Source organism: Endozoicomonas sp. 8E, from assembly GCF_032883915.1.
In the GTDB taxonomy this organism is placed as follows: Bacteria; Pseudomonadota; Gammaproteobacteria; order Pseudomonadales; family Endozoicomonadaceae; genus Endozoicomonas_A.
This window is the reverse complement of sequence record NZ_CP120717.1, coordinates 183,082-206,039: the sequence shown is the minus strand read 5'-3', so window position 1 is coordinate 206,039 and position 22,958 is coordinate 183,082. Positions and strand designations below refer to the sequence as shown.

The window sequence follows — 22,958 nt, the reverse complement described above, 5'->3', positions numbered from 1 at the left end:
AGGGAGGAATCGGGCATGAAGACTATGAACAGTAATTCCTACATCGACGTTTCACACCCGCCAATACCCAAGCAACATCGACTGGAGGAAGGACCAACAGGTGTCAGTGCAGGCAGGGACGTTACCGCATGTGACCAAAATAAATCTTTATTCTTCTATTTGCCCAACGAAACAAAATCTATGATTATTCGCTATTTGGGTTTTCGCGAAATTACCCATTTAAAAAAGGTATGCAGATATTTTCGCGATCTTATTGAAAAAGATAAACTTCTGGAAAGAGCCTGGTATCGCCAATTTTCTTCACCACACCAATATCAACTAGAGACCATCGTTAAAGCAAAAGATGAGCAACAACTCCGTGACTGGTTGAGCCCTTTTGCACCTCAGGGCATTGTCGAGCCAATCATAAAACAACGACTGAGTACTTATTTTCCTGCTCTGCTCCTTTTCAACAACAGTAAACTGATGTCTGAATGTGAACAATTTAAGTCGGTTAATAAAATCAAAACCACCCATTTCAGAAAGATCACCATAGCCAGCTTCAACGCCGATGGCCGCTTTATGATGACCGCCAGTTGTGATTTTACGTTGAAAATCTGTGGCCAGAAGACCGATGGCTCCTGGGAAGCAAAAGACACTATTAACCTTAATGGTCTGGTCTTATCAGCCAGCTTCAGCTCCGATACCCGGCATTTTCTGATTTCCGATGGAAATAACCTTAAAGTTGCGAAAATCCATGTTCAGCAGGGTGATGGATCATGGGAAGTAAAATCCACCATTTCCCATGAGGCTCCGATCTTAGCCACCTTCAGCCCCGATGGCCGCTATCTGTTGACTGCCAGTCATTATGAATCGGTGAAAATCCATGGTCAGGAGACCAGTGGAGCCTGGGAAGAAAAGGCCGCTTTTAAACATGAGGGTACGATCAAGTTAGACAGCTTCAGCTCAGATAGCCGCCATTTGTTGATAGTGAGTTCAAATAACACGGTGACAATCTATGGCCAGGAGGAGGATGGATCCTGGGGCGTAAAAGCCACCATTAGCCATGAGGGCATGGTCTTCTCAGCCAGCTTCAGTGCCGATAGCCGCCGCCTGGTCACCACCGCTGAAGATCGTACGGCGAAAATCTGTGACCTGCAGGACGATGGATCATGGAGAGAAACAGCCACAATTGTTCATGACAATACTGTCCTCTCAGCCTCATTCAGCCCCGATAGCTGCTATTTGGTGACCGTCATCAGTGGCTATAAAGTCAGAATTTTTCATGATGATGCGATCTACTCAGCCAGCCTCATCGCCGATAGCCGCCATCTGGTAAGCGCCAGTGAAGATAACACGGCAAAAGCCCATAACCAGAAGGCCGCCGGATCATGGGTGAGAAAAGCCGGCATTTCTCGCAAGAAGCGCAAGAAGGGCATGCACTCAGCCACCTTCAGCCCCGATGGCCGCCATCTGGCGATTAAAGGAACTGATAACAAGGTATTCATCTATGGCCTGCGGGAAGATGGATCATGGGAGAGAAAAAACATTATTCGCCAGAAAGGTTGGAGCTCAGAAGCCATTTTCAGTCCTGATGGTACCCATCTGATAACCTGGGCCGATAATGACAAAAAGGTAAAAATTTATGGTCTGGGTCCCGATGGAACATGGGTAAAAAAAGCCATCATTAATCACGAGGAGGACATCTCCTTAGCTACCTTCAGCCCCGATGGCCGACATGTGTTGACAGTCAGTTATGATCACAAGGCAAGAATCACTGAACTGCGGAAACTTTGATGAGCTGATGAGTGTAAAACCCGTTGATTGCAGTCGGCTATCAGACAGAAATGCTTTTTGCAGGAATGAATTTTCCCGGACCAGGACTCTTCTTTTTCTTAATTCCACTGACTTCAATATTTTGAACTTCCATTTCAAAACCGACTCTAACAGACCTGATCCATTTTGAGCCTCCTTTTCTATGGGAGGATAAATATTGACTTTGAAGCCGTTGAGGAATCGGGCATGGACCCAATGAACAGCCATTTAAGCACCGACGTTTCAAACCCGCCAACACCCAGGCAGCCCGAACCGGAGGAAGCACCAATGGGTGTCAGTGCAGGAAGGGACGTTACTGTATATGACCAAAATCAATCTTTATTCTTCTGTTTGCCCGACGAAACAAAATCTATGGTTATTCGCTATTTGGGTCTTAGAGAGATTACCCGTTTAGTAACGGTATGCAAATATCTTCGCGATCTTGTTGAAGACGATAAAGCTCTGGAAAGAGCATGGATTCGCCGATTTCCTTCACCATACCAATATCAACTAAAGACCCTCGTTACGGCAAAAGATGAGCAACAACTCCGTGATTGGTTGAAGTCGTCTGCGAATGAAGACACTGTCGAGTCACTCATAAAACATCGAGATAGCGCTTATTTTCACGCTCTGGTCCTTTTTAACAAGAGTAAACTGATGTCTCAATGTAAAAAATTCCACCTGGTGAAAAAAGCAACCATTATCCATCGTCACGATGTGGAGACAGCCACTCTAAGCGCCGATAACCGCCATTTAGTGACCGCCAGTTTGGATAGTACTGTGAAAATCTGTGGCCGAGAGGCCAATGGATCATGGAAAGAAAAAACGTCCATTTCCCATAATAGTTGGGTCAAATCAGCCACCTTAAGTGCCGATGGCTGTCAATTGGTGACCGCCAGTCGTGATCACACAGCGAAAATCTGCAGTCAAAGAGATGATGGATCATGGGAAGTAAAAACCACCATTTCCCATAATAGTTGGGTCTACTCATCCAGCTTCAGTGCTGATGACAGCCATGTGGTGACTGCCAGTCACGATCACACGGCAAAAATCTGTGGTCGGGGCGACGATGGATCATGGTCAGTAAAAGCCACTATTCAACATGATGGTCCGGTCAATTCGGCCAGCTTCAGCTCCGATGGTTGTCATGTGCTGACCGCAAGTGAAGATCACATGGCAAAAATCTATGTCCGGGAAGCCAATGGGTCATGGGAAGAAAAGACCACTATTTCCCATGAAAGTGGAGTCTTCTCAGCCTGCTTCAGCGCCGATGGTCGATATGTGGCGACCGCGAGTGAAGATCACACGGCAAAAATCTACGGCCTGCAGGATGATAGTTCATGGGAAGAAAAAGCCACCATTAGTCATAAGGGTGGAGTCTTCTTAGACTCATTCAGCCTCGATGGCCTCCATGTAGTCACTGCCAGTAAAGATAACACGGCAAAAGTCTATGGCCTGAAGACGGTGTTTTTCAAGATAGTTGTCCCGATAACCAAGTTTTATGCTGCTATTTTGATACAGTCAGCAGCCCCTGATTCCCGTTCCGGGTTTAACGCAACAGAACCAACTGGTTCCCAGTTTCTGCACTTGCCAGACCAACGCAACGGATTTTTCTCACGTGCTTTCTTGTACACCCGTTTTCGCTGCTCCAGTATCGCTTTGTCACGTCCATCATGACGCTGTTCTGGTGTCACAAAGCGAATAGAGCTATGGCGGTGCTCTTGGTTGTAAAACCTGACAAACGACAGCATCCAATTTCTGCTTTCTTCCAGTGTCAGAAAACCTTGGGACGGCCATTGCGGACAGTACTTCAATGTCTTAAACACGGACTCTGCAAAAGCGTTATCATTACTCACTCTTGGTCGGCTATGCGACGGTATGATGCCAAGGTATGCCAGTTTTGATTGGAATGTATGCGACGTCATTGGTGCTCCGTTGTCAGAGTGCAGAACCATCGGCTTGTTAACACATCGCTCAGCGACTACAGCCCTGTTAATCAAGCTACTAGCCAGTTCCCCTGACTCTTTGTCGTGTACTTCCCACGCAACAATTTTACGGCTGTATATATCCAGGATGAGGTATAGATACCAAAACTGACCGCGCACCTTCGACGGAAAGTAGCTAATGTCCCAACACCACACTTGGTTAGGGCCAGAAGCTACATACGTGGTCGGCTTACTGCTTTTTGATCGCCTCTTTGATCGTCCTCTATGATGATGCTGGTCATGTTTTTTTAGTACCCGGTAGAAGCTCGATTCTGAAGCAATATATTCACCCTTATCTGCCAGCATCGGCACAATTTGCGAGGGTGGCAAGCTGGCATTTTCTGGCTTATTGCACACTGTTAGAATACGCTGCTCCTCCTCTTCTGTCAGCTTATTAGACGGTGATAATCGTAAGGCTCCAGGCCGTTTGTCAGGAATTACCTGGCCCGTGTTGTCACGCCATCGATTCAATGTTTTTAAAGACACCAGTAGTTGTTCTGCAGCCTTCCAGCGGGGCGCCCCGTTTGCTGTGGCCTCATCAAACCATGTCAGCAATTTCAGGCGTTCATCAAGGGGAGTCAGTTGTCCTCGTTGTCTATCCCGTAGAAGGCATCGAGCTTTTTTGACAGTACCAAAAGAGCAGCAGTTTCGGCTAACGCCTTATCTTTACGGCGAAGCTCGCTCTCAAGTTTCAGAATACGCTTTCGATCCTGTTGAGCTTGTTTTTTCTCTTGTCTGGCCTGTTGTCCAGACTGTTCTGCACCAGAAATACAGGCTTGCTTCCACTCGTGCACCTGTTCTGGGTAAAGCCCTTTTTTACGGCAATACTCACTCAGCTCTGCTTCAGAAAGTGCAGCAGTTTCAACGACTACGGCAAAGCGGGCTTCAGCAGACCACTGCTCTGAATTATGTTCATTCCCTGGCACGGGCAACCCTTTATCTCTTAACTGTCTGCGCCAATTGTACAGGGTCTGCTCGCTAATGCCCTCTTCTTTGGCGACGTCAGGAACAGAGCGATTAACGGGTGGCAAAAGCTTTTTCAATACAGCAGCTTTACGTTCTTCAGAATAACGAGGCACGATAACCTGTCTACCGCCCACTGTTTTATTAGTTGGTTAATTATTAACCGGGACAACAATCCTGACACAGTGGGAAGACCTCTGGATCATGGGAAGAAGAAGCCACCATTAACCACATCAGGGCAGCCACCTTAGCCACCTTTAGCCCCGATGGCCGCCATGTGGTGACCGCCAGTTGTGATCACACAGCAAAGATCCATGGCCTGCAGGTCGATGGATCATGGGTGGAAAAAGCCATCATTTACCACAAAGATTGGCTCCGATCTGTCACCTTCAGTCCTGATGGCTGTCATTTGGTGACCGCCAGTAGCGATAAAAAGGCGAAAATTTATGGTCTGAGCCACAATGGATCATGGGTAATAAAAGCCATCATTTCTCACAAGAGGCCGATCACCTCAGCCACCTTCAGCGCCGATGGCCGCTATATAGTGACCGCCAGTGAAGATTACACGGCTAGAATCACTGAACTACGTGGGAGCAATTGATTACCGAATTAGCCTGAAGGATTCATTCTGCCGTTGCAGAGTCGCCCATCCTTTACTGTTAAGGAGAGTCTTATGTCGTTTTCTGTCAAAGATAAAGTCGTGTTGGTGACAGGTGCCAATCGAGGGATTGGAGAAGGTTTTGTAAAGATTTTATTGGAACAGGGGGCTAAAACCATTTATGCCGCTGCTCGTGATCTGGATAATTTGACGTCAGTCATTGCCCTTGACCCCCGGGTGATTAAGCCCATCCATTTGGATGTAACGAATAACGAGCATGTGACCAACGTGAGGGAGTCCATACCAGAGCTGGATATTCTTATTAACAATGCGGGGATTGCCACAGGAATCCACACCACCGAGCCCGAAGCCGTTGAGGTGGCACGCAAAGAAATGGAAGTGAATTTGTTGGGTCCAATGGCGCTGACCCATGCTTTACTGCCGAAATTAAAAGCGTCTGATCAGGCAGCCATAATTAATATTTCGTCCATTGCGGCCATAAGTAATTTCCCATCTTTAGGGCCTTATTCAGCCACAAAAGCAGCATTGCACTCTTATACCCAGGGGTTGCGAGCAGATTTAAGCAGGTTTGGGATACGGGTTTTAGGGGTCTATCCCGGCCCAACGGACACTCGCCTGGCTGAAGGCATTGAGATGGATAAACCTGCTCCTGAAGAGGTGGCAATCAGAACGTTCGAAAGTTTAGATGCCGGGGTTAGCGATGTATTTCCTGATGATTTTGCCTGTCAAATGTATTCTATCTTTTTAGATAAACCTCAAAAATTAGAAGCATTTTTTGCTGAAATGACCGCGCAAAGTGAATAATAGTTTCTTGCTCGGACTGTTTCTAAATGAACAGTAATTAAGCTTATTTTTGGTGAGAACCAATTAAAAAATAGCGTTATATCGAAAACCCGGTGGCAATTTTTGCACCGGGCTCTTAATGAAAAAATTTCTTCCTGCCATTTTCCCGGATCAGGGCTGTTCTTTTTCTTGGTTACACTACCCTCAGTATTTTGAACTTTCATTATAAAACCGACTCTAACTGATCGAATCCATTTTGAATGACCTTTTTAAGCAAGGATAAATACTGACATTGGAGCTCTGGAGAAGCCCGGCATGAATCCTTTGAACAACACTTCCAGCAATGACGGTTCACTCTCGCCAACACCCAAGAGACCTCGACTGGAGGGAGCACCCACAGGTGTCAGTGTCGGCAGGGACGTTGCTGTATATAACCAAAATCAATCTTCATTCTTCTGTTTGCCCGACGAAACAAAATCTATGATCATTCGCTATTTGGGTCTTCGAGAGATTACCCGTTTAGTAAGGGTATGCAAATATCTTCGTGATCATGTTGAAAATAATAAGGCTCTGGAAAGAGCATGGATTCGCCGGTTTCCTTCAGCACACCAATATGAACTAAAGACCATCGTTACAGCAAAAGATAAGCAACAACTCAGTAATTGGTTGCAGCCGTTAGCGAATAAAGGCACGATCAAGTCACTCATAAAACAACGAAAGAGCAGTTATTTTCCTGCTCAGTTACTTTTCACCAACAGTAAACTGATGTCTCAATGTGAAAAATTTCACATGGTGACCAGAAAAAAAACTAACCATGATTACGGTATCACCACAGCCACCTTCAGTCCCGATGGTTGCCACTTGGTAACCGCCAGTATGGGTAAGGTGAGAATCTATGGCCGGAAGACCGATGGATCATGGAAAACAAAAGCCACCATTTCCCATGAGGATTGGGTTAGATCAGCCTCCTTCAGTCCAGACAGCAGGCATCTGGTGACCGCCAGTTATGATCGCACATCGAGAATCTGTAGTCTGGGAGACGATGGCTTATGGGAAGTAAAGACCATCATTTCCCATAAATTTTCGGTCAGATCGGCCAACTTCAGTGCTGATGGCCGCCATCTGGTGACTGCCAGTATGGATGAGACGATGAAAATTTATGGTCTGAAGACCGATGGATCATGGGAAGAAAAAGCCACAATCAAACATAATGGTCCGGTTTCCTCAGCCAGCTTGAGCGGCGATTGCCGTCATGTGCTGGTCGACGATTTTGGTAGAAATGCCACAGTCTATGGTCAGGAGGAAGATGGATCATGGAAAGTAAAAGGCACCATTACTCATAGGGGTATTGTCTACTCAGCCACCTTCAGCGCCGATGAGCGTCATCTGGTAACCGCCAGTGAAGATTGTTCGGCCAAAATCTATGCCCTGCAGGCCGATGGATCATGGAAAGAAATAGTCAAAATTTCTCATGATAATGTGGTCTACTCAGCCAGGTTCAGCGCCAATGGCAGTCATCTGGTGACCGCCAGTGAAGATGATACGGCAAAAATCTATGGTCAAGAGACTCCCGGGTCATGGGTAGAAGAAGCCACCATTAAACACAAACGGTCAGTCATCTCAGCCAACTTTAGTCCCGATGGCCGTCACCTGGTGACCACCAGTAAAGATCGCAGGGCAAAAATCTATGGCCAGGAGACCCGGGGATCATGGACAAAAAAAGCCACCATTGCCCACAAAGGTTGGGTTCGACCAGCCGCCTTTAGTGCTGATGGTTGCCATGTCGTAACGACCGCCATAGGTGACAAAAAGGCAAAAATTTATGGTCCAGGGGCCAATGGATCATGGGTAAAAAAAGCCACTATTCGACACAAGGAGAAGCTCAAATTCGCCACCATCAGCGCCGATGGCCGACATGTGTTGACCGTCGATGAATATACCACGACGAAAATGACTGAACTACGGAAGAAGGAATAACCCGTTCAATATTTTGAACTTCCATCACCAAACCGACTCTAATAGACCAAATCAATTTCGAATGTCCTTACCAAGCGAGGATGAATACCAACTATAGAGCTATGGAGGATTCAGGCATGGAGCCCATGGAAAGCCATTCCGGCATTGACGGATCACTCTCGCCAACATCTGAACAACTTCCACTGGATGAAACACCAGCAGGTGTCAGTGCCGGCAGGGGCGTTAGTGTATATAACCAATATCAATCTTCATTCTTCTATTTGCCTAACGAAACAAAATCTATGATTATTCGCTATTTGAGTTTTCGAGAGATTACCCGTTTAGCAAGAGTATGCAAATATCTTCGCGATTTTGTTGAAAGAGAGAAAACTCTGGAAAGAGCATGGTACCGCCGGTTTCCTTCACCACGCCAGGATCAACTAAGGACCATCGCTACGACGAAAGATGGACAACAGCTCCGTGATTGGTTGAAGCCGTTTGCCAATGAGGACACTGTCGAGTCACTCATAAAACATCGAGATAAGGCTTATTTTCCTGCTCTGCTTCTTTTCAACAACAGTAAACTGATGTCTCAATGTAAAGAATTTGACCTGGTGAAAACAGCCGAAATGAGCAAACGTCACACTGTCATTTCGGCCACCTTCAGCGCTGATTGTCGCCATGCACTGATTGCCACTGTTGCTGAAGAAGTCGAAATCCATGGCCGGGAGAACGACGGATCATGGAAACTAAAAGCCACTATTAACCATAACAAAACGGTCAGATCAGCCGCCTTCAGTTCCGATGGCCGTCATGTGGTGACCGCCAGTAACGATTGCACAGTGAAAATCTATGGTCTGGAGGACGATGGATCATGGGAAATAAAAGCCAACATTCTCCATAAAATTTCAGTCAAGTGGGCGGCCTTCAGTGCTAATGGTCGCCATGTGGTGACTAACGGTTATGATGCCATAATGAAAATCTGTAGCCAGAAAGACGATGGATCATGGGAAGAAAAAGAATCTGTTAAGCATAATTGTCCAGCCAGGTCGGCCAGCTTAAGCTACGATGGCCGTTATGTGTTGATTGTCGATACAAATAACAATGCGACAATCTACGGTCAGGGGGACGACGGATTCTGGGAAATAAAGTCTACCATTTCCCATAATTATTTTGTCACCTCAGCCACTTTCAGCGCCGATGGTCGCCATATGGCAACCACCAGTGAAGATGGCACGGCAAAAATCTGTGTCCTACAGGCCAATGGGTCATGGAAAGAAATACTCAGGATTTCTCACTATGAGGTGGTCTACTCAGCCAACTTCAGCGCCGATGGCAGTCATATGGTGACCGTCAGCAGAGATGGTACGGCAGAGGTCTATGGCCAGAGGGTCCCTGGATTATGGGTAAAAGAGACCACCATTGTACACAATGAGTCAGTCAACTCAGCCGACTTCAGCGCCGATGGACGCCACCTGGTGACCACCAGCGACGATCACACGGCAAAAATCTATGGCCTGGAGGCCACTGAGTCCTGGGTAAAAAAAGCCACCATTCACCACAAAGGTCCGGTTCAACGAGCCGCTTTTAGTGGCGATGGATGCCATGTTATAACAACCGCCAGTGATGACAATATGGCGAACATTTATAGTCTTGGGGTCGATGGATCCTGGGTAAAAAAAGCCACTGTTCAACACGAGATAGCGTCCAGACCAGCCAACATCAGCGCCGATGGCCGACATGTATTGACCTTCAGTGACCTTAACCAAGTGGAAATCACTGAACTTCGAAAGAAGGATTGATGATCAAACGAGCCTGACCTCACAGTCAGGCTCCCGCCACAACAAGATAGGTTCGCTGAGACTCGCCATTACTGATTAAAGGTGCCGGTGATTTCGCCAAAGAGCTTTTGTGGTTACCAGTCATCAGCTAATACAGCAATTATGCGTTTTTCTGCCACTTTTTTCTCATCATTACTTCTTTTAAAGTCTATATCTTCACATTGATGAACCAACCCCTTCCTGTTAGTAAAGATAAAACCGCAATTTCTTTTATAACGATGTGTTTCTTTCGTACCTTTATCTGGCGAGGCAACAGCAAACTCAGGGCTTAAAGACTGGCCAATATTAAGCCCACCGCCTGAATATTCAAGCTCACAATCGTTGTCATTCAACTGTACGACCAGACTTGCCAGCCCTTTGTCGCGATGCCAAGGCATATCCACAACGTTCCGGGGAGTGAAGAAGAATCCTTCAAAACTGTCAGGATTGATTGAGGGATAGCGAATTATCCAAAACTTTATCTTTTCAACCTTTTTACCTGACCAATCTAATGAATCAGCCATTTTTTCTAATGCCTGACAGCATAGCTCTTTAACGGCTTCTGAACGAGTATGAATAATATTTTTCTTGAACGCTTCTTTTTCTTTTATCTTGCCATTTTCATCAAAATGACTGATTAAGTTTTGGTTCCTGGAATGCAAAAGCGTTGAGTGTCGTATGTTACTCCCCTGAAAGCTCACCAAGATACGATCAAAAATATCATTCTTTGGTATTTCAAATTCACAAGACGGGGATTTATCAATCTCGCTTTTCAGAAAATCGGCATCAAACAATCGGCGATCTTTGTCTACTTCTTCGTTGACCTTTTTTAAAAGATCTTCATCAAATAAGTGGTTTACCATTATAAATTTATCACCGTATTTTATATGTTTATTAACTGTCCTTTCACCTAAAACCAATGGAGTGGCGACATGGCTACTAGCGATTATGCCACTATCTACTCCAGCTTCTGAAACATCCTGCCTGTGCAGTCTGTTGCGGAGAGACGGTTTACCAGCTTCTGCCACCTCTTTGAAATTATGTGTCAATGATCTTAAAAAAGCGGGCACTGCCGGGCGTTTCGATAATTGTGTCGTCGGCTCACGAACATTTGACAGGCTGTTTTTAAAGGAGTTGCTCTGTTGAGGTGATGGGGTTGAGCCAAAGTTAGACGACCTTGCCAGATAGGTATTCGTGGAGTGATAGAACAAGTGACCGGTTCCCATTTGAAGTAGTGACATCAGCTCATTGATATGATCTTGCCTCCAGATTTTTTGCGACGAAATCCCCGTAGCCAGTCTATCTGATGTCGTACTGAGAGCCAGTGAAAACAGATTCTCTGAATGCTGACTCGAGTCAGTGAGCAGTAAAAAGCCCGGATGATGGGTAAAAAGATCATGATCAGAGTAAACCAGTCGTGATACCGGGTTATTCTGGCGACTACTCAGGCCGATCACCGCAGCGCCTTTTTGACTTTTTAAAACATCGGTTAAAGGTGGGGAAAAAACATCCCTTTCAGCGCTATTGCCTGACATTGCGTTTTCAATGGCCCGGTTAACAGCCTTTAAGGTTTGTCCATGAAAGAGGCTGTAAACCTTATCCCCTGCAAAGTGTGAGCAGAGGGTTGTCATTGTCTCTAAGTCCCATTGAACATCCGCTTCAGCGTCAATAAGCAGGTTTATTTCCTCAGAAACCTGATCGCCACTCATCATAAGTTTTAATAGGTTATTATTGATCCCCTGAATTTGGATAGTCAGTTTATCCATACGGTTGTCAGAAAGCGTTTGATATAAATTGACCCATTCCGGAATGTCTTCAGGCGGATTGATGTCAGCACTGTTTCCCGTATCATTCAGAACATTGATTTCCAGGAAAGGCTTTTGATCTTCGGGGAATACAACCTGCTGATAATAATGACTGGCCAGCCAGGGGTGTTCAGGATAGACAGGCATAATGCCTTTGCGGGGAAGATGTGCGTCACAGGCAAGGATTTTGTTTTCCCTATCCACATATTCAGACACCGTACTGGTCAGATAGTTAAAATAAAATTTCAGGTTGATCAGTATAAAAAATGTCCTGATCTGAGACTCCAATGTCATTGCAGATACTGCGAAGAGATCGGTTATATATGAGTGGCTGCCTCCTGACGGGTGCCTGAGAACAACCTCGCCGACGGCGGATATGTAGTAGGGTAAAAATGCGACCCCCACAAAAGATGCAGAAGTGCTCAGTGTTGCCAGCACCTGCTGTGCTATTGTGTAGGAATCCTGCTGTACCAGAAGGTGGGTCTGTGCTTTTAATAAATGAGGTACTCCCTGACTCGTAATAGCAGTACCTACCGGATTTTCATTGACAGTAATGAGTGTTTCAGTATTTCCACTTGCAGCGAATGGAAATGCAGTCAAAATTAAAATTAATGCTATCCACCTGGCTAAGTTATTCATTTTTAAATGGCTCCAAATTTTCTATTTATTATTAATAAACTTCAGCTAACAGCTAAAGTAAGTCCCTTCTTCATGTTTTCAGACAGATTGCAACGGATTACCATTTGATTCGCTGCAATGTTTTAGCAATGCTTCGCCAACCCAGCATTGAACTAAGGTCATAATTCAACCCATAGCGATATAATACTGAACAACTGGGCAAGGAGGTTTCTTAGAAACATGACGGAACTGCATACCAGTCTACGGGGCGTGTTTTTTACACATCTAAATTCTTCTGTTTTCAGCTTTCTCTATAATTTAGATCAGCATCGAAGCATAGCTGTAAAAAAGAAGAAGTGCTTAATTTTTTCATAATTAATTTTAAGGGTCTCAATGTAGGGTATTTTTTTGCACGAAAACAATACAGAAAAACAACAGAGAACAGTGCAGACTGTCAAAACCGATTGAGAATCATGGGGATTCAGCGAGTGATTGTCACTGCTCATCTGTTAATGGAAAACCTTCATTTGCAGGCTCTTCTCTAAGAACTGTGCCAGATTGTGGTGGAGCCTGAGCTAAGTCTACCTGTGGTTTTTTAGCCGTTAATTGTGACTTTTGTTCCAAAATATTTATAGATAATTTGCACAACCCTTTCATGAGGGTTTGTAAGGGAAAGCCGTTGCTGTGTGCAAGCCCAATATTATGATTTTTGCCATGGCAGTTAGCAAATAGTAAGAAGTTACTTTTTTCCTTTGCCGTTTTCATGATCTCAGGATCAGGCCTTTCATTTCGCTCCAAATGTTCGCAGACGTTCAGATTTCTGTGATCATGCCTTGAATTATAAAAGGCATCAGTCATCTCATACGGCTGCATAGCTAACCAATAGACTATTTCTAATGAAGCTCTATTCAACCATTGTTCAAACTCTGTATTATCCACTCCAAGAGCTTGCTGCACGGTTATTGTATTGCTTGAATAATACCCTCGTACAAAGTGTTCCAGGATATCTCGGATAAATCTATTGACTTCTTCAACAGCTATAGGATTTTTGTAATGAAACTCAGGATTTAAACGTTTTCCATGAGCATAAACAACAACCATGGCAACGAAATTATCCATAAGCGCATTAAAATAAGCTAATAAGTTCCCGACTTTCGGGAAGAATTTTACATTCAAAACATTTTTAGGGTCCAGGCTGTGCAATGTGGTTTCAAATATTTGGCTGTCACCAAGGTCTCTCAGTCCGGACCATGATAAATCTGAGCGCTCAGTGTCTTCTATCCAATTAGCAATTGAGCCAGTAAAACAGTCTGCATTTTTACAAAAATAACTCGATAGTTGTGTCAAAGACATCCATTTTGGGAAGCCCTCCCATTGACCAAAAATATCTTTAGTGTGCTGTGATTTAATAAGGCTATCAAAAGTCAAGCCATATCTCGCATACTTTCCTAAATCAACAGCTGCTTTTTTTAATCCTTCTTCGGATCTGAGATATGGTTTTTGAGTATTTGATGGATCCGGCTGGCATGCATAGTTCACATAATCGCTTGATGCTGCAAAACAATATCCGTTTAGATAACCTTTAGAAATTTCGAGATTGTCTTCCAATGTTTTAATAATTTTATACACTGGCATAAAAGAAAAACTTTTAACTAGCGTTATTGAAAACAAACCTTTACTTAAAGGTATTTCGCTGGAAAACTCGTAATCAGTAAATAAATCGTGTAAGACGTTGTGCATTTTAATTTCTCGGATAAACTCATTCCATGATTCCCCTTTTCGTTGAAATTTCAGGTATAGTGCTTGGTTGTCCGCAAAGGTTAGCTGGATGGATCGTCCACCGCAATTTTTTTTAGTGATGGTTTTATCTAATAGCATTGACTCTATTTCCAGATTGAACTGGCTTGAGCCCTCTTCAGGTTGTTGATTTTTTATTTCTTTTTCGATTTTGTGACCAATTTCAATATCCGGGGGTAAAAAACCGCTGTTTCTGTAACAGGCTATGATAAGTTCAGAAAAATATGGATTATGTGCATTGTCGTCCAAACTTGCTGTAGCGTATAAAAGCTCTGCTGCAGCACAGGGTTGCAAGGGGTGATTGTTTTTTGCCGATTCGATAATCTCTATCAGACTTGCAGTCGGGAATAGAGACTGGACTTCCTTTGCAGCATCATACAGTTTAGAGCGTCTTTTTAAGTGCGAATGATGAACTCTATCTTCAATTTTGTATCTCAATGCTTGTAATCTTGCTATTTTATTCAAAAAACTCTCTTTATCTACTGTGCCAAATTCCTGTTGGAGCATTGCCAGTTTTTTTTCACTAATAACCCTCTTGCCCATTTTTATTATCAGATAGAGCCAGTCATCGTCACTGAAATGTTGGGTATTTCCGTGCAGGTAATCTTTCATTAATGCTATTTTGTATTCAGTGCCAACAGTGAAATAGCCTTCTGGCTTTGTCAGGGTTGTAATCCTTTTTGTTTTTTTCGAGATCAGACTTTCCCGACAGGACGTATCTGCTCTGATGGGTTGCTCCTGATCAAACATATGATTTACCGCTATGAGTTTATCTCCATGTTTTACAGGTTCATCAATTGCACTCTCCCCTGAAGTAGGTGTCGCAAAAGCCAATGGAGTAGAAAAATGTCGACTACCGACCATGTTACTGTCCGCTTTATCTGCTGAAACATCCTCCTCTGAGTATTTTGCGGCCTGCCCTGGAGACCCTGTCTGATCCAGAGGTTTTTTTTTCAGTTGGTTAGCACTATCAACCGACGGCTCAAGCATGAAGAGAGAAACTGAGTTTAAAAATTTTTCATTCAGCCTGTACAGCTTGTTATGGAGAGACGATTGACCCGCCTCTACCATCTCTTTGAATCTATGTGCCGATGATCTCAAAAGAACAGGGACTTGCCAGCGTTTTGTTAATGGTGTTTGTTCTCGAACATTTGACAGACTGTCTTTGAAGGAACGGCTCTTTTGAGGTGATGGGGTAGATGCAAAGTTTGACGACCTTGCCAGATGGGCATTCATGGAATGATAGAATAACTGCCCGGTTCCCATTTGAAGTAACGACATAAAGCCGTTGATATGATTTTTCCTCCAGATTTTTTGTGCCGAAATATCCATTGCCAGTTTATCTGATGTCGTACTGAGAGCCAGTGAAAATAGATCCTTTGAATGCCACCTTGAGTCTGTGAGCAGTAAAAAGCCCTGATGTTTGCTAAAAAGATCGTGATCAGAGTAAACCAGTCGTGATACCGGATTATTCCGGCTATTATCGAGGCTGATAACCGCAGCGCCTTGCTGACTTTTTAAAACATGGGTTAAATGTGGGGAAAAAACAACCTTTTCAGTCGTATTACCCGACATTGATTTTTCAATGGCCCTGTTAATAGCCTTTAAGGTTTGTCCATGAAAAAGGCTGTAAACCTTATCATTTTCAAATAGTGAGCAGGTGGTTGTGATCATCTCAAAATCCCACTTAATATCTGTTTCAGCATCAATAAACAGGTCTGTTTCCTCAGAAGCCTGATCACCTCTGATCACAAGTTTTAGCCGATTAGGGTTGTTCTCCGGAACCTGGATAGTCAGTTTATCTATACGGTTGAAGGAAAGCGTTTGATATAAATTAACCCATTCTGGAATCTCGTCAGGCAGACCGCTGTCATCGCTGCTTCCCATATCATTCAGTACATTTATTTCCAGGAATGGTTTTTGACTTTCAGGGAATACAACCTGCTGATAATAATGACTGGCCAGCCAGGGGTGCTCAGGGTAAACAGGCATGATCCCCCTGCGGGGAAGATGCGAGTCACAGGCAAGGATTTTGTTTTCCCTGTCGCCATATTCAGACGCAGTACTGGTCAGATAGTTAAAATAAAAATTCAGGTTGAGTAGGGTAAAGAATACCCTGATCTGAGACTCCAATGTCATTGCAGATACTGCCAAAAAATCGGTTATGTAAGAGCGGGCTCCCCCTGATCGATGTTTGATAACAACTTCTCTGGCGGCGGCTACGTAGTAAGGTAAAAATGAGAGAGCAACAAAAGATGCAGAAGTGCTCAATGAATCTAACACCCGTCGTATGATCGTATAAGAGTCTTGTTGTACCAGGAGGTGGGTCTGTGCTTTTAATAAATGGGGTATTCCCTGACTCGAAACAGTAGCACCTATTGGATTTTCATTAACATTGAGGAGTGTTTCAGTATTTCCATTTTCGGCTAATGAAAGTACAGTTAGAAATAAAATCAATGTCACTAATCTAGCTAGACTATTCATGTTTAATGGTTCCAAATTACTATCTTTCTGCTTCTCGCCCTCCTGCTCCTTAGCGCATTACAATCGGTTACCATTTTATACGCTTCTATGTGTCAGCAATAATTCATCAGTTAAGATATTAAACTGAGGATTTAAATCAAGCCATGACGATAGAATACTGGAAAGTTGCGTGCTGATTTTTTTTGTCATAACTAAAAACCGTCCGGAATGACCCATAAGACCAACAGGGTAACGTTGGACGGTTTCAGTATGAGACTTGATTACTCACCCACGACAACTGTCGGAGAACATTAAAGTTTGAACTTTTTGAGAGGTGATCACTTTCAACAGCCTACAATTCGTGACAATAAAAGATGATGGGTTAGGAGTGATTTATAACCAAAGATACGATGAGAACGCCCCTCTGATGGGAGGTCTCTGACGGTTAGCCAAGGCTTGTACTCTTTGCCTCGACCCGCCCCCCGGCCTTCATTTATCCATCGCCGGTTCTTTGCCTCTGAGTTACCGTACTGTTTTTTTTGCCATAACAAAAATCACCCAGCTTTACCCGGAAGCAACAGGATAACTCTGGGCGGTTTTAGTTTCCAACTTTATTACTCTCCCACAACAACTGTGGGCAATACAACCAGACTCACTCCACCGTCACAGACTTGGCCAGATTGCGAGGCTGATCGACATCCGTTCCCTTGATAATGGCCACGTAGTAGGACAACAGTTGCAGAGGTACAGTGTAGAGAATGGGAGCAACGACTTCCGGTGCAGTCTCTAATGGCAATACCTTAATTCCGTCGCCTGCTACCAGACGGGCATGGCGGTCTGCAAAGACAAACAGCTGGCCACCTCTGGCGCGTACTTCTTCCATATTGGATTTAAGCTTTTCCAACAGGTCATTGTTGGGTGCCACCACAATCACGGGCATATCGTTATCAATCAGAGCCAATGGACCGTGTTTCAATTCGCCTGCCGCATATGCTTCTGCATGAATGTAGGAGATTTCTTTCAGCTTCAGCGCACCTTCCATGGCAATCGGGTATTGAGTACCGCGACCCAGGAAAAGGCTGTGATGTTTGTCGGCAAAATCTTCGGCGACCGCTTCAATTTCACTGCTCATTTCCAGCGTACTGCTGATGATATGAGGCAGTTCTCTCAGGGCTTTAACCACTTCGGCTTCCTGATCTGAGGTCATTCCGGTGTGGCGACCAATGGCCGTTACCAACATCAGTAGAGCGGCCAGCTGAGTCGTGAAGGCTTTGGTTGACGCAACACCGATTTCGGCTCCGGCTCGGGTCATCAAGGCCATATCAGACTCACGAACCATGGACGAACCCGGAACATTACAAATACTCAGGGAAGCCATATAACCCATCTCTTTAGCCAGTTTGAGAGCTGCCAGAGTATCGGCCGTTTCTCCTGACTGGGAAAGGGTGACGAACAGACAGTCTTCAGGCACAAAGAATTTGCGATAACGGAACTCTGAGGCAATTTCTACACGACAGGGGATTCCGGCCAGCTCCTCAAACCAATAACGGGCTACCATACCGGCATGGTAACTGGTGCCACAGGCAACAATCTGTATAGCTTTGGTTTTATTGAGAAGTTCGATACCGTTTTTACCCAGTATATCGAGGTTCAACTTTGTCTCACCCAGTCGGCCTTCCAGAGTGTTGGCAATGGCATCGGGTTGCTCATGAATTTCTTTGAGCATGTAGTGCCGGTACGGCCCCTTGTCACCGGCATCGTGCTCAAGATTACTTTCTCTGGCGGCACGGGTTACGCTTTTGCCATCCGTATCAAAGACAGACACCTCTGTACGGGTCACTTCAGCCACATCACCTTCTTCCAGGAAAATAAAGCGACGGGTCACCGGAAACAGCGCCAACTGATCGGAGGCAATGAAGTTTTCATCCAGCCCCAGACCAATGACCAGTGGGCTGCCAGAACGGGCAACCACCAGCCGCTCTGGATCTTTGCGGTCCATAATAACCATGCCATAGGCACCTTCCAGCCGGGGCACAGCCGCTTGAACGGCGGCGATCAGGCTGTCAGTATTTTTCAGTTCGTGGCTGACCAGGTGGGCAATAACTTCTGTGTCTGTGTCAGAAAAAAACGTGTAGCCCTCCTGCTCCAGATAGTTTCTCAGCAGCTCGTGGTTCTCAATAATACCGTTATGAACCACGGCGATATCTTCACCGGAGACATGGGGGTGAGCATTGCGCTCGTTGGGCTCACCATGGGTCGCCCAGCGTGTGTGGGCAATACCAGTCCCACCAGGCACCTGAGACTCATTGATCGCTTCGCTTAATTCGGAGACCTTTCCGGTTCTGCGAAGTCGTTGAAGTTCGCCGTTGGTACCCACAATGGCGACACCTGCAGAGTCATATCCGCGATATTCCAGACGACGCAAACCTTCTAACAGAATGGGCGCTACATCCCTTTGTGCTACAGCACCGACAATGCCACACATAATTTTCTACCTTTGATTTGTGTTCTGCCTGATATTCAGTTCTTGTTGGTAGGACGCTGCCAGCCGTCAATGTTTTTCTGACGACTCCGGGCTACCCCCAGCTGGTCTTCGTCCAGGTTACGGGTAATCACTGAACCCGCCGCAGTGGTGGCACCTTTACCAACAGTGACCGGTGCAACCAGTGAACTGTTGGTGCCGATGAAGGCGTTATCTTCAATCACGGTTTTGTGTTTGTTAACTCCATCATAGTTACAGGTCACGGTACCCGCTCCGACATTGACACCTATGCCTATTTCAGCGTCGCCTATATAGGTCAGATGATTGACCTTGCTGCCCTCACCGATGGATGCCTTTTTGATTTCGACAAAGTTGCCCACTTTGGCATTTTCTGCCAGTTGAGTACCCGGACGCAGTCGTGCAAAAGGACCTACTTCACAGTTTGCGGCGACTTTTGCATCCTCAAGAATCGAGTGGGCTTTTATAACAGTACCTTCACCGATTCTGGAATTGCGAATGATGCAACCTGCCTCGATCACCACGTTATCGGCAATCTCGACATCGCCTTCCAGGATCACGTTGATATCCAGCAGGATATCCTTGCCGACTTTGACATCACCTCGAATATCCAGACGGGCAGGATCAATAATGGTGACACCGCTGGTCATCATGGCGTTAGCCAGCTGTTGCTGGAAAGCCCGCTCAAGTTCTGTCAGCTGAACCCGGCTGTTGACTCCCTCGACTTCCGTAGCCTTTTGCGGTTGAACGTGCACCACGGCGGTCCCTTCAGACACCGCTTTAGAAACGACATCTGTCAGATAATATTCCTGCTGGGCATTGTTGTTATCCAGCCCCATGACCCATTCACCCAGCTTGCCGCCGGGAATGGCCATGATACCGGTGTTCACCTCGTTTATAGCCAGCTGCTCAGGTGTCGCGTCTTTATCTTCAACAATAGCCTGCACGCTGCCAGCATCATCCCGAACAATACGACCATAGCCTGATGGGTTAGCCAGATTGATGGTCAGCAAACCCAGACGCTCGCCGTTACTGGCTGCCAGCAAAGATTGCAGGGTAGAGGAGTGTATCAGCGGCACATCACCGTAGAGCACCAGCACGACATCGGCACCTTCGCAGCCAGGTACAACCTGCTGAACAGCATGACCTGTCCCGAGCTGCTCAGTCTGTTCAACCCAATTCAGGTCATAGTGCCCCAGGGCACTTTTTACCTTGTCAGCACCGTGACCAATCACGACATGAATTTCACCCTTGCCGATCACTTGCTGGGTTTGCAGGGCACTGAGAATCACATGCTCCAGCATCGGCTTACCGGCAATGGGGTGAAGAACCTTGGGAAGGTTGGATTTCATACGGCTGCCTTGACCAGCAGCAAGAATGACGATATCAGCTCTCATGGTTAGCTCTTGATTAATGGTCTCTTGATTATTCAGGTTTCTTTCTGTGTCGCCTGCCAGGGAAAACAAAAGCAAAAAACCATGGTAAAACAACACGGTTTACCGCCCCTGGAAAAATCTTTAAATCTCTTAGCCTGGGCGCAATGGTTTTCAATGAACTCATGAAGACAGCAGTCAGGGCAAATAACAGCAGGAAACATCAGAAAAGGGTGCCGCTTTCCTTATAAGCCATGTCATAAGAAAAGGTGACACTTTTCTATGGTATTGAATTTAGCTTATCCTATACGAACTAAAACACAACTGTGTTTGTCATTGGAAAATTGACAATATGAATCTGGACACACTGAAACAGCTGGGACTGGACCAGAAGGAAATCAAGCTTTATCTGGCTCTGTTAAAGCTGGGAACCGCCTCTATCCGTGATATTGCGGCCGAAGCTGATATTAATCGCGGCACCACTTATGAGACCCTGAAAGGTCTGGCGGGTAAGGGTATTGTCAGTTACTTCCCGAAAGGAAAAAGACGGGTTTTCTGTGCAGAACCTCCCGAAAAGCTTCTGGATCTGGCAGAAGAGAAAAAGCAGTCTCTGGAACAGAGCATTGAAGAGATGAAACAAAAGCTGATCCCGCAACTGAATCAGCTTAAACCTGACTTCAATACCGGAAACGTCCGCTTTTATGAGGGAGACAGCGGTATCGAGTTCGTTCTTAAGGATATACTGAACACGGTTGCCAAAAAGGATGATAAAAACTATTCCATTTTTTCATCCAAGCCGATCCGGCAGCATCTCTATCGCCCCTTTCCAAACTATACCCAGCAGCGAATCCGCAAGAGTATCAATGTCCGGGTCATTGCCATTGGTGAAGGCGGTGAGGATGCCGAGCTTTCTGAGCGCAAATGGATCAATGCCACCGGTAAAATTGATGCCAGCTATATTGCTATTTATCCTCCAAAAGTCGCCATGATCTCCCTGGCCTCCATGGACTACCCCGTTGCTGTCGTCATCGATTCCATTGAGATCGCCAACACTCAGCAAATCATCTTTGATACGCTTTGGAACACTTTGTAAAGGCATGAAAAACATTAATACGTGGCTTCTGTATGGCAGTTCCACTGCTTGTTAGTCTACCTGACAGCCCTGTCAGTGTAATTCTCCACCCCATCTGGAAGAATCCTTTGTGATGCTCACGAAGCCCTGCTCACCAGCGGGGTCATATATCTCAAGGAGGAATGACTATGGTAACATCAGGAGAAATTTTAAAAGGGATCTGTATTCTTACATCCAGACTCGCCAGTGTACCCGGCAGAGTTATTGGCCATTTCGGTGGACGTGCTGTGGGTGCCGTGGGTGGTGCTGCTATCGTTGGCGGAGCCAAGCTTTCCAACACCTTGTTCAGGACAGCTTTTGAGCCCCAGTCTGTCAATCAATACTCTAAAGAATCCGCTCTGCTCGCCAGAGTATTGGGTGGTTTCGCCTCCAAGGCAATCGTTGCCGTTTCTACGGGCCCGATGCTGGCTATACCCGTTGCTCTGGGCACTGTTTTTGATCTGGAGAATACAGGTAAAGCAATAAAGCGTTGCAGCGATGATCAAACTTTCCTGGGCGGCTTTCCCGGGCGGCCTACCAGCCGTAGATGAGGATGTGCATCCATTAAATCAGAGCCTGGATGAATTGTTAACAAACCATCAGCGGCCACAGGGTTGCTGATGGTTTTTTATGATGCTCAGACTGGAACAACCAGGATCAGTCTCCCAACAGCACAGAATCCAGAGCCAACACAATCATTTCGTTCAAGGATATCTGCCTGTCTTCCGGAGACATGGCCTCACCCTTACGAATGTGATCACTGACAGTGCAGATAGCCAGACCTTTGGCACCATACTCAGCACATACACCGTAAAGACCTGCGGTCTCCATTTCAACACCCAGGATACCGTGCTTTTCCATGATGTCGAACATATGTGTCTCCGGGCTGTAGAAAAGATCCGAAGTGAAAATGTTGCCTACTTTTACCGGCATCTTTTTGTCACGGGCACTCTTAACCACATTTTCCAGCAAGCCAAAGTCTGCAATAGCTGCAAAGTCATGGTTATTAAAGCGGATACGGTTCACTTTGGAGTCGGTGCACGCCCCCATACCAATCACTATGTCGCGCAGCTTTACATCGGCAGAGATAGCACCACAGGAACCAATACGAATCAGCTTGTTCACACCGTACTCAGTAATCAGTTCCTTGTAGTAAATGGAAGCCGAAGGAATGCCCATCCCGGACCCCATCACTGATACACGACGGCCTTTATATGTTCCGGTATAACCAAACATATTACGAACGTCGTTTACCAGTTCAGCACCTTCCAGAAAGTTCCCGGCAATGTAACTGGCACGCAGTGGATCACCGGGCATCAGGCAGACATCGGCAAAAGCACCGGGTTTGGCATGAATATGAGGGGTCATTTT

At 45.6% G+C, this 22,958-nt stretch carries 13 protein-coding genes and 1 pseudogene; 8 read left to right on the top strand and 6 right to left on the bottom strand.

Annotated elements, in window-relative coordinates; translation table 11 throughout:
- Positions 1–15: 15 nt before the first annotated feature.
- Positions 16–1,776 carry an F-box/WD40 repeat-containing protein gene (locus tag P6910_RS00840; RefSeq protein WP_317144393.1) on the top strand — a complete coding sequence of 587 codons (1,761 nt, stop codon included), beginning with the start codon at positions 16–18 and terminating at the stop codon, positions 1,774–1,776.
- A 225-nt stretch (positions 1,777–2,001) separates the two neighbouring features.
- A pseudogene (locus P6910_RS00835) lies at positions 2,002–3,102 on the top strand (F-box/WD repeat-containing protein); the annotation flags it as partial.
- A 191-nt stretch (positions 3,103–3,293) separates the two neighbouring features.
- Here the strand turns inward: P6910_RS00835 and P6910_RS00830 are convergent.
- A protein-coding gene (locus tag P6910_RS00830; RefSeq protein WP_317144392.1) for an IS3 family transposase occupies positions 3,294–4,858 on the bottom strand; the annotation gives its coding sequence in 2 pieces (ribosomal slippage) (positions 3,294–4,405 and positions 4,405–4,858; 1,566 coding nt in all).
- A 107-nt stretch (positions 4,859–4,965) separates the two neighbouring features.
- On the opposite strand from P6910_RS00830, the gene P6910_RS00825 reads away from it, so the two are divergent.
- The 4 genes from P6910_RS00825 to P6910_RS00810 all read left to right on the top strand — a co-directional run bounded on the left by P6910_RS00825 (position 4,966) and on the right by P6910_RS00810 (position 9,902).
- The gene (locus P6910_RS00825) at positions 4,966–5,343 is read left to right on the top strand and encodes a WD40 repeat domain-containing protein (protein WP_410493909.1); all 378 of its coding nucleotides are present in this window, start codon (positions 4,966–4,968) and stop codon (positions 5,341–5,343) included.
- A gap of 72 nt (positions 5,344–5,415) precedes the next feature.
- On the top strand, positions 5,416–6,165 hold the full coding sequence (locus P6910_RS00820; protein WP_317144390.1) for an SDR family NAD(P)-dependent oxidoreductase: 750 nt from the start codon (positions 5,416–5,418) through the stop codon (positions 6,163–6,165).
- 294 nt (positions 6,166–6,459) lie between these two features.
- Complete coding sequence (locus tag P6910_RS00815; protein ID WP_317144389.1) at positions 6,460–8,121, top strand: F-box/WD repeat-containing protein; 1,662 nt, start codon at positions 6,460–6,462, stop codon at positions 8,119–8,121.
- 80 nt (positions 8,122–8,201) lie between these two features.
- Positions 8,202–9,902 carry an F-box/WD40 repeat-containing protein gene (locus P6910_RS00810; protein WP_317144388.1) on the top strand — a complete coding sequence of 567 codons (1,701 nt, stop codon included), beginning with the start codon at positions 8,202–8,204 and terminating at the stop codon, positions 9,900–9,902.
- 113 nt (positions 9,903–10,015) lie between these two features.
- Here P6910_RS00810 and P6910_RS00805 read toward each other — a convergent pair whose 3' ends face one another.
- From P6910_RS00805 to glmU, 4 genes are all read right to left on the bottom strand, one after another.
- Complete coding sequence (locus tag P6910_RS00805) at positions 10,016–11,686, bottom strand: hypothetical protein (protein ID WP_317144387.1); 1,671 nt, start codon at positions 11,684–11,686, stop codon at positions 10,016–10,018.
- Positions 11,687–12,838: 1,152 nt separating this feature from the next.
- Complete coding sequence (locus P6910_RS00800) at positions 12,839–16,624, bottom strand: hypothetical protein (protein WP_317144386.1); 3,786 nt, start codon at positions 16,622–16,624, stop codon at positions 12,839–12,841.
- A gap of 631 nt (positions 16,625–17,255) precedes the next feature.
- Positions 17,256–19,088, bottom strand: coding sequence for a glutamine--fructose-6-phosphate transaminase (isomerizing) (glmS, locus tag P6910_RS00795; RefSeq protein ID WP_317144385.1), 1,833 nt, complete (start codon positions 19,086–19,088; stop codon positions 17,256–17,258).
- Between the two features lie 35 nt (positions 19,089–19,123).
- Positions 19,124–20,500: a bifunctional UDP-N-acetylglucosamine diphosphorylase/glucosamine-1-phosphate N-acetyltransferase GlmU gene (gene glmU / locus P6910_RS00790; RefSeq protein ID WP_317146493.1), complete on the bottom strand. Its 1,377-nt coding sequence runs from the start codon at positions 20,498–20,500 to the stop codon at positions 19,124–19,126.
- 328 nt (positions 20,501–20,828) lie between these two features.
- Here glmU and P6910_RS00785 point away from each other — a divergent pair, with 328 nt between their 5' ends.
- Together P6910_RS00785 and P6910_RS00780 are read left to right on the top strand one after the other, a co-directional pair.
- Complete coding sequence (locus P6910_RS00785; RefSeq protein WP_317144384.1) at positions 20,829–21,569, top strand: TrmB family transcriptional regulator; 741 nt, start codon at positions 20,829–20,831, stop codon at positions 21,567–21,569.
- A gap of 167 nt (positions 21,570–21,736) precedes the next feature.
- Positions 21,737–22,138, top strand: a complete 402-nt coding sequence (locus P6910_RS00780; RefSeq protein WP_317144383.1) for a hypothetical protein — start codon at positions 21,737–21,739, stop codon at positions 22,136–22,138.
- Between the two features lie 106 nt (positions 22,139–22,244).
- Here P6910_RS00780 and deoD read toward each other — a convergent pair whose 3' ends face one another.
- On the bottom strand, positions 22,245–22,955 hold the full coding sequence (gene deoD, locus P6910_RS00775) for a purine-nucleoside phosphorylase (protein WP_317144382.1): 711 nt from the start codon (positions 22,953–22,955) through the stop codon (positions 22,245–22,247).
- Positions 22,956–22,958: the final 3 nt, after the last annotated feature.

Coding starts and splice junctions, on each gene's coding strand:
- P6910_RS00840 (WP_317144393.1), top strand. CDS start 16: ATGAAGACTATGAACAGTAATTCCTACATCGACGTTTCACACCCGCCA.
- P6910_RS00820 (WP_317144390.1), top strand. CDS start 5,416: ATGTCGTTTTCTGTCAAAGATAAAGTCGTGTTGGTGACAGGTGCCAAT.
- P6910_RS00815 (WP_317144389.1), top strand. CDS start 6,460: ATGAATCCTTTGAACAACACTTCCAGCAATGACGGTTCACTCTCGCCA.
- P6910_RS00810 (WP_317144388.1), top strand. CDS start 8,202: ATGAATACCAACTATAGAGCTATGGAGGATTCAGGCATGGAGCCCATG.
- P6910_RS00805 (WP_317144387.1), bottom strand. CDS start 11,686: ATGGATAAACTGACTATCCAAATTCAGGGGATCAATAATAACCTATTA.
- P6910_RS00800 (WP_317144386.1), bottom strand. CDS start 16,624: ATGAATAGTCTAGCTAGATTAGTGACATTGATTTTATTTCTAACTGTA.
- glmS (WP_317144385.1), bottom strand. CDS start 19,088: ATGTGTGGCATTGTCGGTGCTGTAGCACAAAGGGATGTAGCGCCCATT.
- glmU (WP_317146493.1), bottom strand. CDS start 20,500: ATGAGAGCTGATATCGTCATTCTTGCTGCTGGTCAAGGCAGCCGTATG.
- P6910_RS00785 (WP_317144384.1), top strand. CDS start 20,829: ATGAATCTGGACACACTGAAACAGCTGGGACTGGACCAGAAGGAAATC.
- P6910_RS00780 (WP_317144383.1), top strand. CDS start 21,737: ATGGTAACATCAGGAGAAATTTTAAAAGGGATCTGTATTCTTACATCC.
- deoD (WP_317144382.1), bottom strand. CDS start 22,955: ATGACCCCTCATATTCATGCCAAACCCGGTGCTTTTGCCGATGTCTGC.